The sequence below is a fragment of the Roseobacter cerasinus genome, assembly GCF_009811755.1.
GTDB lineage: Bacteria > Pseudomonadota > Alphaproteobacteria > Rhodobacterales > Rhodobacteraceae > Roseobacter > Roseobacter cerasinus.
In genome coordinates, this window is record NZ_BLIV01000002.1 from 605818 (window position 1) to 620192 (window position 14375).

Annotated in this window: 14 protein-coding genes; 5 read left to right on the forward strand and 9 right to left on the reverse strand. The window is 61.0% G+C overall.

The features are described 5' to 3' along the window. Position 1 precedes the first annotated feature (1 nt). The 4 genes from So717_RS06800 to So717_RS06815 all read left to right on the forward strand — a co-directional run bounded on the left by So717_RS06800 (position 2) and on the right by So717_RS06815 (position 4918). Positions 2 to 3148: an efflux RND transporter permease subunit gene (locus tag So717_RS06800; protein WP_159975452.1), complete on the forward strand. Its 3147-nt coding sequence runs from the start codon at positions 2 to 4 to the stop codon at positions 3146 to 3148. Positions 3149 to 3250: 102 nt separating this feature from the next. Continuing rightward, complete coding sequence (locus So717_RS06805; protein WP_159975453.1) at positions 3251 to 3604, forward strand: MerR family transcriptional regulator; 354 nt, start codon at positions 3251 to 3253, stop codon at positions 3602 to 3604. Beyond that, positions 3601 to 4200, forward strand: coding sequence for a short chain dehydrogenase (locus tag So717_RS06810; RefSeq protein WP_159975454.1), 600 nt, complete (start codon positions 3601 to 3603; stop codon positions 4198 to 4200). The genes So717_RS06805 and So717_RS06810 overlap by 4 nt, the downstream gene beginning before the upstream one ends. Positions 4201 to 4210: 10 nt before the next feature. Next, complete coding sequence (locus tag So717_RS06815; protein WP_202981895.1) at positions 4211 to 4918, forward strand: transporter substrate-binding domain-containing protein; 708 nt, start codon at positions 4211 to 4213, stop codon at positions 4916 to 4918. Positions 4919 to 4971: 53 nt separating this feature from the next. Here the strand turns inward: So717_RS06815 and So717_RS06820 are convergent, their stop codons facing one another. Further along, positions 4972 to 5853, reverse strand: coding sequence for a LysR family transcriptional regulator (locus So717_RS06820; protein WP_159975456.1), 882 nt, complete (start codon positions 5851 to 5853; stop codon positions 4972 to 4974). Positions 5854 to 5976: 123 nt separating this feature from the next. On the opposite strand from So717_RS06820, the gene So717_RS06825 reads away from it, so the two are divergent. Then, on the forward strand, positions 5977 to 6969 hold the full coding sequence (locus So717_RS06825) for a GNAT family N-acetyltransferase (protein ID WP_159975457.1): 993 nt from the start codon (positions 5977 to 5979) through the stop codon (positions 6967 to 6969). Between the two features lie 89 nt (positions 6970 to 7058). On the opposite strand, the gene So717_RS06830 is transcribed toward So717_RS06825, so the two are convergent. From So717_RS06830 to phnL, 8 genes are all read right to left on the reverse strand, one after another. Beyond that, the gene (locus So717_RS06830; RefSeq protein WP_159975458.1) at positions 7059 to 8975 is read right to left on the reverse strand and encodes a GNAT family N-acetyltransferase; all 1917 of its coding nucleotides are present in this window, start codon (positions 8973 to 8975) and stop codon (positions 7059 to 7061) included. 103 nt (positions 8976 to 9078) lie between these two features. Continuing rightward, a complete protein-coding gene (locus So717_RS22730) occupies positions 9079 to 9564 on the reverse strand; it encodes a hypothetical protein (RefSeq protein ID WP_159975459.1) in 486 nt (161 codons plus the stop codon). A 126-nt stretch (positions 9565 to 9690) separates the two neighbouring features. Further along, complete coding sequence (locus So717_RS06840; protein WP_159975460.1) at positions 9691 to 10572, reverse strand: MBL fold metallo-hydrolase; 882 nt, start codon at positions 10570 to 10572, stop codon at positions 9691 to 9693. Positions 10573 to 10595: 23 nt separating this feature from the next. After that, the gene (locus tag So717_RS06845) at positions 10596 to 11024 is read right to left on the reverse strand and encodes a DUF6691 family protein (protein ID WP_159975461.1); all 429 of its coding nucleotides are present in this window, start codon (positions 11022 to 11024) and stop codon (positions 10596 to 10598) included. Position 11025: 1 nt separating this feature from the next. Continuing rightward, positions 11026 to 11457 (reverse strand): YeeE/YedE family protein, encoded by a 432-nt coding sequence (locus So717_RS06850; RefSeq protein WP_159975462.1) that lies wholly within the window; start codon positions 11455 to 11457, stop codon positions 11026 to 11028. 365 nt (positions 11458 to 11822) lie between these two features. Further along, a complete protein-coding gene (locus tag So717_RS06855) occupies positions 11823 to 13016 on the reverse strand; it encodes an alpha-D-ribose 1-methylphosphonate 5-triphosphate diphosphatase (protein WP_174238999.1) in 1194 nt (397 codons plus the stop codon). Between the two features lie 131 nt (positions 13017 to 13147). Continuing rightward, positions 13148 to 13693, reverse strand: coding sequence for a phosphonate metabolism protein/1,5-bisphosphokinase (PRPP-forming) PhnN (phnN, locus tag So717_RS06860; RefSeq protein ID WP_159975463.1), 546 nt, complete (start codon positions 13691 to 13693; stop codon positions 13148 to 13150). After that, positions 13690 to 14373 carry a phosphonate C-P lyase system protein PhnL gene (gene phnL, locus So717_RS06865; RefSeq protein WP_159975656.1) on the reverse strand — a complete coding sequence of 228 codons (684 nt, stop codon included), beginning with the start codon at positions 14371 to 14373 and terminating at the stop codon, positions 13690 to 13692. The genes phnN and phnL overlap by 4 nt, the downstream gene beginning before the upstream one ends. Positions 14374 to 14375: the final 2 nt, after the last annotated feature.

Here is a 14375-nt window from a genome sequence, read left to right on the forward strand (position 1 = left end):
GATGGGCCGTTTCTTCGTAAACCGTCCCGTCTTTGCGATTGTTCTCTCGTTGATCATGACAATTGTCGGGCTGCTCGCGTATTTCCAGTTGCCGGTTGAGCAGTACCCCGAGATTGCACCCCCCTCGATTGTGGTGCGCGCAAGCTATCCCGGTGCTGATGCCGCGACCATTGCCGCAACGGTGGCAACGCCGATTGAGCAGGAAATCAACGGGGTTGAGGGCATGCTCTACATGTCCTCCTACGCCACTGCTGATGGGTCGATGTCGCTGACCATCACGTTTGAGCTGGGCACCGATCTCGATGCGGCGCAGGTGCTGGTGCAAAACCGTGTGGCCGTGGCCGAACCACGATTGCCGCAGGAGGTGCGCGCCCTCGGCGTGACCACGACCAAATCCTCCCCGGATCTGATGATGGTTGTGCATATGCTTTCGCCGGATGCCACCTTCGACCAGCTCTATGTGTCGAACTATGCCCGATCCCGGGTGCGCGACCGGTTGGTGCGGCTGGATGGCGTGGGTGACCTGATCATCTTTGGCGAGCGGGAGTTTTCAGCTCGCGTGTGGCTCGACCCGGACCGGCTGGGCTCCCTTGGGCTGACCGGCGGTGACGTGGTGGCGGCCCTGCGCGAGCAGAACGTGCAGGTCTCCGGTGGCTCGCTTGGTGCGCCGCCAAACAGGACCGACAGCGCCTTTGAGGTCACGCTGACCACACAAGGACGCCTGCAGGACCCGCGTGAGTTTGGCCGCGTGATCGTGAAGTCGTCGGAGGACGGACGTGTTGTCCGCGTGCGCGATGTGGCACGGGTTGAGATCGGCGCGCGCTCCTACGTCACGAACTCCTATCTCAACAACAAGCCAGCTGTCGCCCTTGGCATCTTTCAGCGCCCCGGCTCAAATGCCCTGGCCTCTGCAGATGAAATCCTGGCCGTCATGGAGACGCTGTCAGAGGATTTCCCGCCGGGGCTGGAATATCAGGTGGTCTACAATCCAACCGAATTCATAGAATCGTCGGTGAACGCGGTCTATCAGACGCTGTTTGAGGCGGTCTTGCTGGTGATCGCGGTCATCCTTATTTTCCTGCAAAGCTGGCGGACCGCCATCATACCGCTGCTGGCCATTCCCGTCTCGCTCATCGGCACCTTCGCGGTGATGCTCGCGCTTGGCTATTCGCTCAACCTGCTCACACTCTTCGGGCTGATCCTGGCCATCGGGATTGTGGTGGATGACGCCATTGTCGTGGTCGAGAATGTGGAGCGTAACATCGCAAACGGGCTGTCCCCGCGCGAGGCCTCGGCCCGCACGATGGACGAAGTGCAGAATGCGGTGATCGGCACGTCCCTGGTGCTGATTGCGGTCTTTGTGCCCGCTGCGCTTGTGCCGGGGATCACCGGACAGTTTTACCGGCAATTCGCTGTCACGATATCGGTGGCAACGGTGATCTCGACAATCAATTCGTTGAGTCTGTCGCCTGCCATGGCGGCTGCAATCCTGAAGCCTAAGCGGGACAGGCCATCGCGCAACCCGCTGTCGCGGTTCGTCTCCGCCTTGTCTGACGGGTTCAACCGCGGGTTCGACGCGCTTGCCGCTGGCTATGCCCGCGTTGTGCGCGCGCTGGTCAGCACGTCAGGCATGCTTGGTCTGGCGCTGATTGCCTTTGGGGGGCTTCTGGGCACGACCTACTGGCTCAACGGGCAGGTGCCGACCGGGTTTATCCCCGAGGCGGATCAGGGATATGCCATAGTCGTGGTTCAACTGCCCGATGGCGCGGCATTGGACCGCACGGATGCGATTGTCCAGCAGGCGACCGAGATCGCGCTTGAAACACCGGGCGTGACCAATGCCGTGGCCTTCGCCGGGTTCTCAGGGGCGACTTTCACGAACGCCAGCAACCAGGGCGTGATCTTCACCACCTTTGAGAGCTTCGAAGACCGCGAGGCCAGCGGGCTGACGGCGGGAGCCATCGTCGGGCAGCTCTTTGGGCGGATGCAGAGCCTGCGCGAGGCCTTCATCATCGCCATCGCGCCCCCGGCGGTGCGTGGCGTAGGCACCGGTGGCGGGTTCAAACTGCAGCTGCAAGACACCGAAACCGCCGATATTTCGCGTGTCCTGAATGCCGCCTACGCGATCATGGGCAGCGCTGCGACCTCCGATAAAGTGCAGGGGGTTTTCACGACCTTCTCTGCCGGGTCCCCGCAGCTTTATCTTGAGATTGACCGGGTCCGCGCGCAGATGCTGAACGTGCCCATCGGGTCAATTTTCGAGGCGCTGTCGATCAACCTCGGCTCTGCCTACGTGAATGACTTCAACGCGTTTGGCCGCCTGTTTCAGGTGCGCGCGCAGGCGGATGAGCAGTTCCGGCTTGACCAAGACGACATTCGCAACCTGCGCATCCGGTCGGCTACGGGGGCGTTGGTGCCACTTGGTACGCTTGTCACTGTGCAGGAAACCGCAGGCCCCGCGCTGGTGCAGCGCTACAACCAACTGGTGTCCGTGCCGGTGCAAGGCTCGGCTGCGCCCGGGGTCTCGACAGGAGAGGCGCTGATCGCGATGGAGGCGCTTGCCGAAGCCGTCATGCCGCCCGGCTTGGATTACGAATGGACCGAACTGGCGCTGCAAGAGCGGACACAAGGCGACACGGCGGCGTATATCTTTGCGTTTTCCGTTTTGTTCGCCTTCCTGTTCCTCGCGGCGCTTTACGAAAGCTGGGTCTTGCCCATGGCCATCATTCTCATTGTGCCCTTGTCGGTTCTTGGTGCGCTGTTAGGTGTCATGCTGCGCGGCATGGACAATAACATTCTGACGCAGGTGGGCCTGATCGTGTTGGTGGGGCTTGCGGCCAAGAACGCCATTCTCATCGTCGAATTTGCCAAACAGGCGCAGGAGGAGCGCGGGCTGAGCCCAATTGACGCCGCCGTCGACGCAAGCCAACTGCGTTTACGCCCGATCCTGATGACGGCTTTCGCGTTCATTTTGGGTGTCTTGCCATTGATGATTGCCACGGGTCCCGGCTCCGAGATGCGCCAGGCGCTTGGCACGGCGGTCTTCTTTGGGATGTCGGGCGTGACACTCCTGGGCCTGTTTTTCACGCCTGTGTTTTACGTGCTCTTCCGTCGCCTATTCCCGCAGCGCGAGACCAAAGCGGCCTAAGACAGGCGTTTTCGACGTGGTGCACAGACGTGGCCAAGTTTCTTCTTGACCTCAAGTTACTTGAGGCAGGTATCTCCTCGGTAAGTGGAGAGAGAGAACGTCATGCGCATTGCCGAAGCCGCCGCCCGGTGCGGGCTCAATATCGCGACTATTCGCTATTATGAGACGAAGGGGCTGATCCCGAATGTGGGGCGTGGGTCGGACGGACAACGCCGCTTCTCGCCGGAGAATGTGGATTGGCTGACGCTGCTCTATTGGCTGCGCGAAACCGGGATGCCGATGAAAGTGATGCAGAGGTTCGCCGCGCTCTACGCGCAAGGTGACGCGACCATAGCGGATCGCAAGCAGATCCTGCTCACACATTCCAAACTGCTCGCGAAACGTCGGCACGATCTCGACAGATGTGAGGAGATCCTTGCCCGAAAGCTTGAGATTTATGAAGGGGAGCTGCGATGAAGATCATTCTTGTGGGGGCAAGTGGTGATGTGGGGCAAGCGGCCCATGCCGAGTTGTCAAAACGCCACCAGATCATCCGCGTTGGTCGGAAAACCGGCGATGTGATCGCCGATATCGCTGACCGACGCTCGATCGAGGCGATGTACGATCAGATCGGCGCCTTCGATGCCGTGGTGTCTGCGGCGGGAGATGTGCATTTTGCGCCCCTCACCGAGCAGACCGAGACAAGCTTCAGGCTGGGGCTGGATCACAAGGTGATGGGTCAGGTCAATCTGGTGCTCGCCGGTCTGCCACGCATATCGGACAACGGGTCCTTCACATTGACCAGCGGCGTGCTGGACCGTGACCCGATTGTGTCGGGAACCGCTGCGGCCACGGCCAACGGGGCTCTGGCCGGCTTCGTGACCGGTGCCGCGATTGAGATGGTGCGCGGCCTTCGCATCAATGTGGTCAGCCCTGGGCTGCTGGACGCTTCAGAAGCGCGCTACGGAGCCGCCTTCCCCGGCCATGAGCGCGTGTCATCCGCCCGCGTTGGCCGTGCCTTTGCAAAGTCTGTCGAGGGGGCCATCACGGGCCAGGTCATTGTGGTTGGATGAGGAGCAACCTGTGAAAGTTGCCTACCTGATAGAGCCACCCTTCAACCATCTGGACGCCTCCGGCAAGGTCACGGGCTGTGATGTGGAACTTGCGCGCCACGTCCTCGGTCAGCTGGGCATAGAGCAGATCGCGTTTGTTGAGACCGAGTTCGCGCAGCTGCTGCCCGGCCTCGCGTGCGGCGACTGGGAGATGACCACCGGGCTCTTTGCCTCGGAAGAGCGGCGGCGCCACGCGCATTTCAGCCGACCCATCTGGGCATTGACGGATGGCTTGTTGATCAAGACCGAAGATGCTGATCGTCTAAGCGGGTACCGCAGCATTGCGCGATCTGCTGATCTGCACCTTGCCGTCGTTCGTGACCAGGTGCAGTACCAGACGGCAGTGGAGGCTGGTATTCCTACGACCCGAATACGGATCTTCGAGACATATGAGAGGGCTGCCCAAGCCGTGCGAGATGGGCATGTCAGCGCCTATGCAAGTGTCGCACAGGCGCATGTGGGGTACTTGCGGCAAACCACAGCGCCGGATCTCGCCGTGGCCGATGTTCCAGTTTCTGAGAAGCAACCGGCGTTCGGTTGTTTTGGTTTTGGACCGGGCAGTCCTGACCTGCGAGATCGTGTCGATCTCATCCTGGAGGCATTCCTCGGCAGCCCCGCCCATCGCCAGTTCATGCAGCGGTTCGGGTTTGATGACGACACGGTCGACAGGATCCTTTGAAATCATGTGGACGCATTGGTATGCGCAACGAACGGTGCAGGTCGCAGTGTCGTTCACCTGATTGGTGGGCTGGCTGCAAACTCATCTGTGATCCAGTCTACGATGCGGCGGATGGGCCGCCCTCCGACATGCTCCCGAGACCATGAGATGAAGAGCCGCTCTTCGGATGGTTCCGGGTCGATCCATACGTCGACAAGCCGCTTTGACTGGATGTCAGCCTCAACCATATAGGTCGGCGCAACTGCGATACCGTGCCCTCCGATGGCCGCCTCAATCGCCAGCGCGGACCGGTCGAAGTTGAGCAGCTTGTGCGTGTCGCCATATCCGGTTGCCTGGATCAGCTTTTCCCATCGCCGATGCGCATCCTGCAGCAGCGGTAAGGTCAGCAGGGTCTCAAGTCCCATAGGCCGATCTGACCGTGGAAAATCCGGGCTGCACACCGCCACCAGGCGAATGTCGGTCAGCTGTCGGCATTGGTGCGTGGGGTTGGTGTCGGGCGTTGTGCCGGGCCAGATAGCAATTTCGTTGCGTCCAAGGCTGCGCTGCAGCGGCTGCTCATGCACTTGGGTGGTCAGGGACAGCTTTGGAAACTCGGTGGTCAAACCATCCATGCGCGGCATCAGCCACTTGCTGGCTGTCGACGACCCAAGGTGCAGCGTTACGCGATCATTCACCGCGCCGATGTCCACAAATGCAGTTTCCAGCAGCGCCAGGGCGTCATCCGTCGCTGCACGGCATCGCTCGCCCTCGGGCGTCAGGGAGACGCCTTGCGCGCCCCGCAGGAAAAGCACAACGCCAAGATCGAGCTCCAGCTGCTTGATCCGCTGAGAGACCGCCCCGCGCGACAGGTTCAACACATCCGCCGCCCTCTGCAGGTTGCCGTGGCGGGCCACCATGGCGAACACGCGCAGCGCGTTGAGATTTATTTGTTTCATTCCGCAGCTCACAGCCGTTAGTTTTTCTAAAGGCTGGTCAACCTCTCCTGCTTTGTCAAATCGCGAAAACTGGTCGATACGAAGTGCACAGCGACCCCACGCCCCAGCATTGAGGACAGCGACATGCCGCAGATCATCCGGGCCGCAACGCCTTACGACATTCCGCAGTTGATCAAACTTCTACTTCTGGACGCTGCAGAGCGACACGCACAGGACAGCGCGTTGTGGTCGATCGCCCATGATGCGTCGACGCAGGTCGAGAAGGCGCTGACGGTTGCGCTGACGGGGGCGCAGCCCCCTGTGCAGATCTGGCAGGTTGCAGATCGGGACGGTCGGATCACAGGCGTGAGCCATGCGATGCTGCTGCCGGTGCCGCCGATTTACGCAGGCAGCAAGGGCGAGCCGGGGCTGATCATGCCGGATACATGTGTCGCGCCCGATGCACCGGCGGGCACCGTCGATGCGCTTGTGAAGGCGGCAGAAGACGCGTTGCAGGACGCCGGGGCTCAGGTCATCGTCTCCGCTTATGTGGCAGGTGAGGCCTGGCGGACCGCATTTCAAAAACGGGGGTATGATCCGCTGACACTCTATCTGTCGCGGGCGCATCTGGAGGTGCGGGGGCGGCACCCAGATATCCGCCCGGTAAGCGAGGCGGACATTCCCGGTATCGTGGCTCGCAGTGCTGAGAACCGGCAGGTCCTCTTTGACATCGACGAGTTCTGGGAGACTCATGCGGACGCGGATGCCCGTTTTTCGGCTTGGATGACGCGCAGTTTGACCCTCGCGGATCGTGACATGATGGTCATCGGGTCACAGGTGGAGCTCGACGGGTATATCATAGCTCAGCCTGCCTCGCGGCTGCATTTCCCGCCCGCACATGACATTGCGGCGGTTGGGGTGATTGATGACTACTATCACAGAGAGCTGGCCGACCCCGAGACGCTTGGGTCTGGAAACGAAGGGGCGATGGCCCTTTTGCGTGCAGCCGAAGCGGCCTTCGCCGCCCGGGGAAGGACTGCCGCCTTTGTTGTCTGCCCGGCTGGATGGCGATCCAAGATCGAGACGCTGCAGGCCGCCGGGTATGAAACCGCGATGGTGTGTTCGATCAAACGCTGAGCCGTCCACTCAAAGTGGCGATGCCAACGCGCATAGGCGACCCCTGGATGCAGTAACCGGAGGGAACGGCCGGGCGTTGCAGATGCGCCTCAGGAGGCATCTGCAAGCGGATGCCCACGTGACCTCATACGCGGCACTTCGGAACCGGCGATGGAGGCGCAGGGCGCGCCGTCGTGCAGCGGGCTTGGCCTGACTACTTCTCGAAGGATATCCATGGCTCCTATGCACATCCCAAGTCTGCCTGGCGCAGCCATATAGAGCGGTTTCCACGTCGGCGCGAAGGCGGATTTGAATTGATACAAGCCCTGCGCGGCCCATTTGCCACGGACATAGGCAAGGAGTTTGGCACCAGACCCATGATCGCGCACCCCACCCGCTGGTACCGCGGCAAGGGACAGCACCGGGATGCCCGCCTGAGCCGCCAGCCTGATCGCTTCATGGATGAGAAGATACATCGTGCCATCCGGCGCTGCGTCTGCGTCGCGCATCACATCTAGCGCCCATTCTGTTTGCCCCTTGTGCAGGCTGACAAACGCGACAGGCCTGTCGTCGACCTCCGCCACAAGCAGGAGTTGGCTTTCAATATAGCAGGGACAGAACCGGCCCATGGTTCCGCCCCGCGCGCCACCGCATCTTTTTTGCCAAGCCACATCAATCTGGTCCAGCGCTGACAGATGCTCAGATCGAAAAAGCTGAACCGTCACACCTGCTTTGGCGGCTTTGCGCAGCTTCCGACGAAGCCCTGAAAACCGGGCGCCTTTCAGGTCGAACGTCGCTGGCGCAACAATGGCATCCTCCGCCACTTTGACGACCGCCCACCCTGCCTTCCGGGCGGCAATGGCATGGCGGGCAGAGCATTTGTAGAGAACCGGTAGCAGGCTGCGCCGCCTCGCGTGATGTTTGAAATGGCGTGGCCAATCCGGGCCGGCATCGGCAATTGGATCAAACAGGCAGACAAGGCTGTTCCCGGCGGGCCACATCGCGCCAACGCCCGAGGGCAGCGCGACCATCTCTCCCCTGTTTTGTGCAATGACACCGACCTCAGCACGTGGTGGAAAACGCGATGGCAGGGGCGGTTGTACGGCCGGCATCTTTGGTATTGCGTTGGGCGGCCGCAGCAGGACCAGCGCGGCAAGGAGCGCCGGTAGCACATAATATAGCATGCGAAAGCCGCAGATGGCCGTCATCAGGCATGTTTGGTCGATATGTGTTGGCAGGTGCGGCGCCGTCAGCCCAAGCAATACGACCTCGAAGGGGCCGACGCCCCCGGGCACGCCGGAAAGAATGCCAGCGGCGAGCGCAATGCAGAAGATTGGGAGAAAGGCGGAGAAACCCAACTCAACCGGCTCGGGCAACAGCACGTAGAAGGCCGCCGCTGCGGTCACGACATCCGCAGTGGCCCAAAAAATCGAAGCTGAGACAGTCACCAGCCCCGGCATGGCTATCTGCCACTTCAAGATCCGCACCCGGGGACGATACAGAACGAGCGTCAGGACGCAGACAGCCAGGCATGTGATGGCGGCAATGCCAGCGGTCCGGTCAATCAGCAAACCAGAGAAGAGGATCGCGAATGCGGTCACGAACATCATGCCGATCAGGAAGAGCAGCGTGACCAGTGCGGTGATCTGGCTGGCACGGATCATGCCATCTTGCGGGCTCAGCCGGTAGCGCGCCAAAGCTCCGGTGATCAGTCCGAACCCGAGGAGTTGCGATAAAGCGACCGCTGCCGCCCCATTTCGATGTGCCCGGGCCTCATCACCCGTCAACCTCAACTCACGTCTTGCGAGCACATCGTACTGGCCCACGGAATAGAAACTGACCGCAGCAAAGGCTGCTGCAGCAAGCCATGCCCAGACGGGGAGCGCCCTGCCCAGATCAAAAACTTCCGGTAGCGAGACAGAGCTGGCAAGTTGCGGTAGCGAATGCAGGCAAATCGCGACCAAAACCAGCGGCAGCCCGTGGCGGAGAACCGGATCCACCAACACATTCCCAACACGTATACTCATATACATCCCACTTCTCGCGGGGGATTTTAGGGGGGAGACCTCACCAAAGCCCTAAGAGCCATCAAACATCCGGTGATGCCAGATGCTGTGACTTGACATGGATTTAAGACCACAGTGCGTTTCGCGCCGCAGTCATGCTGATCCAGACGAAGGGCTTCATTCGGCAGCCCGTGGGGCTGATGACCTCAAGTCTTCCGAGCGCAGAGAGGTCGGCTTCGTTCACCGCAGAGCACATCAGGACAACGTTGCGTCTCTCGCACCTATCGGTCACGCGCTGCTGGATCAGATCTTCCGGGAAAAATGCGTTCAAGAATAGGAAACATACGTTTACGAAACAGGGGCTTTCGTCCTCGCACAGGGTGATCAGGGTCGGGCCGGTTTCGACCTCATGCCTGTGGATGTTGCGGAAACGCTGCGTGTCGGGGACAAGACCGACGCCCGATACCTTTGCCTGGTCGTCGACCGAGATCAGATTGTTGGAGACGTGAACCGCGGCGTCATACTTGGCGACCTGGTCCTGCAGCGCGGGGGCATAGTCCTTCACCCCAAAAAGCACGCCGCCTGCAGTCATGAACTGAACGTCAGCCACCCGTTGCGGAACCAGGCGTCACCGGACAGTTACAACGCCTTTTGCGGCGCACCGGCGTCTTTGAGCGCGATTTGCGGGCTGACCGACATCTTGTCTGAGAGCCGCTCAATATATCTCTGCCCCTCCTTATAACTCGTTCACGGGCACTTTGAGCATCGGGTTGCCATCCTTGTCGGTCGGCACCGCGCCCGCGCGCATGTTCACCTGTAGCGACGGAATGATCAGTTTGGGCATGGTAAGCTGCGCATCGCGTTCGGTGCGGAGCTTGATGAATTCTGCCTTCGTCTTGCCGCCGCCCACGTGGATGTTGTGCGCCTTCTCATCGCCCACCGTGGTTTCCCACTGGATCTCGCGGCCGTTGGGGCCGTAGTCGTGGCACATAAAAAGCCGCATCTCGTCCGGCAGCGCCAGCACCCGCTGGATGCTGTCGTAAAGAGCACCCGCATCGCCGCCCGGAAAGTCTGCTCTGGCGGAACCGCCATCCGGCATGAACAGCGTGTCGCCCACAAAGGCAGCGTTGCCCATCACATGCACCATGCAGGCAGGCGTATGGCCGGGCGTATACATGGCAAAGGCCTGCATCGTGCCGATCTGGTAGGTGTCGCCATCCTCAAACAGCGCATCGAATTGCGAGCCATCGCGCTGAAACTCTGTCCCTTCGTTGAAGACTTTGCCAAAAGTGTCCTGAACTACCATGATCTTGGACCCAATGCCGATCTTGCCACCCAACCGGCCTTGAATATAGGGAGCTGCGCTCAGATGGTCCGCATGGACATGGGTCTCGATGATCCACTCCAGCTTCAGCCCTTGCGTCTCAATCTGCTGAATCAGCGCGTCCGCGTGATCGTAGGTGATACGTCCGGCGGCATAGTCGATATCCATCACGCTATCGATGATCGCACAGGCGTTCGAAGCGGGGTCTTTCACGATGTAGCTGATTGTGTTTGTGGCCTCATCAAAGCAGGCCTGAACCTCCGGTTTGATATCCATTGTGGCGGGGTAGCTCATGTCATCTCCTTCGAAAGAAGCTGTCAGGTGGCCGTTTTCGCCAGCGCGGGGCTGAGCAGGCGGCGCAGGTAAAAGCCGCCGGTGACCGAAACGAGGAATAGCGCGACTTCCCACCGGCCCGTGCCGAGTGCGGGGATCGCAGCACCAGGGCAGAAACCTGCGATGCCCCAGCCAATGCCAAAGAGGGCTGCGCCGCCGATCAGCCGGGCGTCCAGTGCTGTTGAGGTCGGCAATTGGAAGCTCTGTTCGAACAACGGAGCGGCACGGCGCCACACCAGTCGGTAGCCCAGAGATGTGATGATCAGCGCGCCACCCATGACAAACATCAGACTTAGGTCCCAAGCTCCGGCAATATCGAAGAAGTTGAGAACTTTCGCGGGGTCCATCATGCCGGAGATCGCGATGCCGGTGCCAAAGACCAGGCCTGTCAGACATGCAAAGAGGTGTTTCATCTCAGCCTCCTACAACGTGACGGATCAGGAATACGGTGATCGCAGCGGTTGTCATGAAGGTGGGCACGGCCACAAGCGATCGAAGAGACAGGCGCGACAGGCCGCAAACCCCATGCCCAGAGGTGCACCCGGATCCCAGGCTTGCGCCCAGGCCTACGATGACGCCGCCGATGACGATCATGACCGGGCTGACCGGGACGGTGATCGCAGGCATGGTCCCTGTGATGAGAAAAAGCAGCCCGGGGGCAAGCATCATGCCGAGGATCAGGGCCATCCGCCACGTCAGCTCCGCCCGGCTTTCGGCGAAGACGGCGCCAGAGAGAATTCCGGTCGCGCCGAAGACCCGCCCCAGACCAAGCATCAGGAGCACCGCGCCAAGGCCGATCAGCAAGCCGCCCCCGAAGGACGCAAAGGGGGTGAAAACCGTCTCCATACGCTCAGGCCTTACAGGTCTGGATGTCGAGCGCGTGATTTTCGCTGAGAACCGCAAGGTACAGAAGTCCAAGAATGGCGGGAACGATGCGGTCCAGGGGTCCAATATTTGCGGTCATGGCGTTCTCCATTTTTGTATAGCTTGGAGAACACGTACACTTTTGATCCTGCATCTTCAGTGACAGTGTCACTTAACATGCAGAAAATCGAATATTAATTTGCGGCAGCGAGGTCCTGCAGTGTTGGCTTGTCAAGCAAGGTGACGCGACCGTGGGTTCGGGCAATCATCCAGCGCTTTTTGAGATCTTGTGCATGCGGCTGATAGACTTGGGGTGATACCAAGTTCTCGCACAGGCGGTTTCTTCCCTATCCAGTCTTGTTGCCCTGACACCAGACTCCGCGCAGCAGGGGCGTCGGGCCGATGGTGCGGACCCGCAGTACATCGCCGCGCAGTCCCGGCTGCAACGCCCCGCGATCAGTCAGTTGCGCGGCTTTGGCCGGGCCCGCCGTCACGGTGGCGACGGCGCGGGGCAGATCATCCCAGAGCCGGGCCAAGTGAAAAGCCGACAACAGCAGCGCCGAGGGCACATAGTCCGACGATACAATGTCCAGCAGATCAGCTTTCGCCAGGTCTTCTGCGGCGACGTTGCCCGAATGCGAACCGCCCCGGATCAGGTTGGGTGCGCCCATCATCACTGCGATGCCGTTGGCGCGACAGGCGCGCGCAGCCTCCACGGTTGTCGGGAACTCCGCAAAGCCCACACCATTTTCAGAGGAGGTCGCGACCTGTTCAGCCGTGGTGTCATCGTGGCTTGCCAGCACGGCACCAAGCCGTCCGGCCTCGGCAACCGCTCCGGTTTCATGCCGTGCCCCGAAACGCGTCTGAAGGCCCAGCAGGTTCTCGACGTGTTCGGCAAATTCGACATCATTCATGCCGCGTTTTTTTGTGACATAGGTTTTTAGTGCGGTCAGATCACGGAACTGGCGCTGGCCGGGGGTGTGATCCATGAGGCTGACAATGCCGACGCGGTCCTCCGGGCCAAACGTGGCCAATTCCTCCAGCAGGGTTTCTGAGCAAATCTCGGCCCGCAAATGCAGGAAGTGGCTGATTTTGAACAGCCCTTGCGCGCGCGCCGCCAGCAGTTCGTTGGCCAGCTTGCGCGCATAGTCGATGTAGCGGCCCTTGCCGGTATGGATGGACCCAACCCGCATGGCATCGAAGACGGTTGTGATGCCCGTAGACGCCAGCTCCGCATCATGGGCGATCAGGGCCGGCAGATGCGGCCAGTCCACATCTGGGCGGGGCTCAATATGGCGTTCGACATTGTCGGTGTGAAGCTCGACCAGCCCCGGCAGCACCAGATCACCGGCGCAATCCACCGCGCCGGTCGGCACGTGGTCTCCTTCTGCAATCTCCGAAATTACGCCCTTGTCGATGGTCACTGAGCCGGTCACCACCCGATCCGGCAGCACGAGCCGTGCATTGGCAAGGCAGAGATCACCCGGCAATTCACTGGCGTAGGGTTTGGTGAGAGAGGACGCGGGGAAAGGAGAATTCATATCATGCACTCGCTTTGTGACTTACCATGTACTGCCCCAAAAGGGCCGTTGGCACGCTTGTGCGCCCTTTGCAATGAGCACATCACTCGGCGTGGGACATGCGGAGATGCTCGGGTCAGGGGACGCCATCGCTATACCTTCGCCGGTTGAAGCAGCGCCACGGCCCGCGCGACGGTTTGGGAGAGCGGCCCGTCATTGGACACATGGAGCGCGTCAAGTTCTGGTGGCAAGGGCTTTTCGGCCTGCGCCAGACGTTTGGCGATCTCCGTGTCCGTTTCCCGCCCGCGCGCTGCGAGGCGTTGCGCCAGGGTTTCGGGTTTTGCCGTGATGTTCAGAACCATGACAAGCGGAAAGGTCGCTGCCGCCTCGGCCAAGGCCCTGCGGGAGAAATTCACAAGGCAATCGGTGCCCGTGTTCAAGTGATGTTTCACTGTAACGGGGATGCCATAGTAGAGTCCATGGGCGCCCCAATGCACCGCGAAGGCCCCGCTTGCGACCATGGCTTCGAAGTCCTCCACCGATACCGCGTCATAGTCTTCGCCACCCAACTCCGGCGCTCGCGTTATGACTCTCCGGACCAGATGAATCTCTGGCAGAGCGGCGTGAATGCCAGCCATCACACTGTCCTTGCCAACCCCCGATGGGCCAACGACTGCGATGAGGCGTCCTTGGGTCATGCGGCCAGCCCGGGGGTAAAGCAGCTCACGTCGATCTCGCGGTCGCAGACACGGGCACGGGCTGCTTCGTCGTGGAAGATACCGATGATCGCAGCGCCCCGCGCCTTTGCGGCCTCGATAAGCGTGAGAACCACCTCCCGATTGGCCGCATCCAAGCTCGCCGTCGGTTCGTCAAGCAGCATCGCCGGATAAGCATGGGCAAAGCCGCGTGCGATGTTCACCCGTTGCTGCTCGCCCCCTGAAAACGTCGTGGGCGACAACGACCAGAGCCGCTCCGGGATGTTGAGCTGGCGCAGAAGTTCCTCAGCCCGGGAATGGGCATCCGCGCCGCTCACGCCCAAGGCGCGCAGCGGGTCTGCGACAACGTCCAGCGTCGGCACCCGTGGGACCACGCGCAGGAACTGGCTGACATAGCCCAGCACCTCGCGGCGCAGCGCAATGACCTCTCGTGGCTCAGCCTGCACAATGTCTACGTCACCGATGCGGATCTCGCCCGACTGGGTCAGGTAGTTGCCATAGATCATCCGCATCAGGGTCGATTTCCCGGCGCCCGAGGCCCCGGTCAGCGCGACACATTCGCCCGGTGCGACTGTGAAGGACACATTACTGATCACGCCGATCACGGCGCTCCCCTGATTGTGTAGGGTGAAGGTTTTAGAGACCTCTCTGAGTTCTATCATCA

Bases quoted from the DNA above. Each gene is read 5' to 3' on its own strand.
- So717_RS06800 (WP_159975452.1), top strand. From the start codon at position 2: ATGGGCCGTTTCTTCGTAAACCGTCCCGTCTTTGCGATTGTTCTCTCG.
- So717_RS06805 (WP_159975453.1), top strand. From the start codon at position 3,251: ATGCGCATTGCCGAAGCCGCCGCCCGGTGCGGGCTCAATATCGCGACT.
- So717_RS06810 (WP_159975454.1), top strand. From the start codon at position 3,601: ATGAAGATCATTCTTGTGGGGGCAAGTGGTGATGTGGGGCAAGCGGCC.
- So717_RS06820 (WP_159975456.1), bottom strand. From the start codon at position 5,853: ATGAAACAAATAAATCTCAACGCGCTGCGCGTGTTCGCCATGGTGGCC.
- So717_RS06825 (WP_159975457.1), top strand. From the start codon at position 5,977: ATGCCGCAGATCATCCGGGCCGCAACGCCTTACGACATTCCGCAGTTG.
- So717_RS06830 (WP_159975458.1), bottom strand. From the start codon at position 8,975: ATGAGTATACGTGTTGGGAATGTGTTGGTGGATCCGGTTCTCCGCCAC.
- So717_RS06840 (WP_159975460.1), bottom strand. From the start codon at position 10,572: ATGAGCTACCCCGCCACAATGGATATCAAACCGGAGGTTCAGGCCTGC.
- So717_RS06845 (WP_159975461.1), bottom strand. From the start codon at position 11,024: ATGAAACACCTCTTTGCATGTCTGACAGGCCTGGTCTTTGGCACCGGC.
- So717_RS06850 (WP_159975462.1), bottom strand. From the start codon at position 11,457: ATGGAGACGGTTTTCACCCCCTTTGCGTCCTTCGGGGGCGGCTTGCTG.
- So717_RS06855 (WP_174238999.1), bottom strand. From the start codon at position 13,016: ATGAATTCTCCTTTCCCCGCGTCCTCTCTCACCAAACCCTACGCCAGT.
- phnN (WP_159975463.1), bottom strand. From the start codon at position 13,693: ATGACCCAAGGACGCCTCATCGCAGTCGTTGGCCCATCGGGGGTTGGC.
- phnL (WP_159975656.1), bottom strand. From the start codon at position 14,373: ATGATAGAACTCAGAGAGGTCTCTAAAACCTTCACCCTACACAATCAG.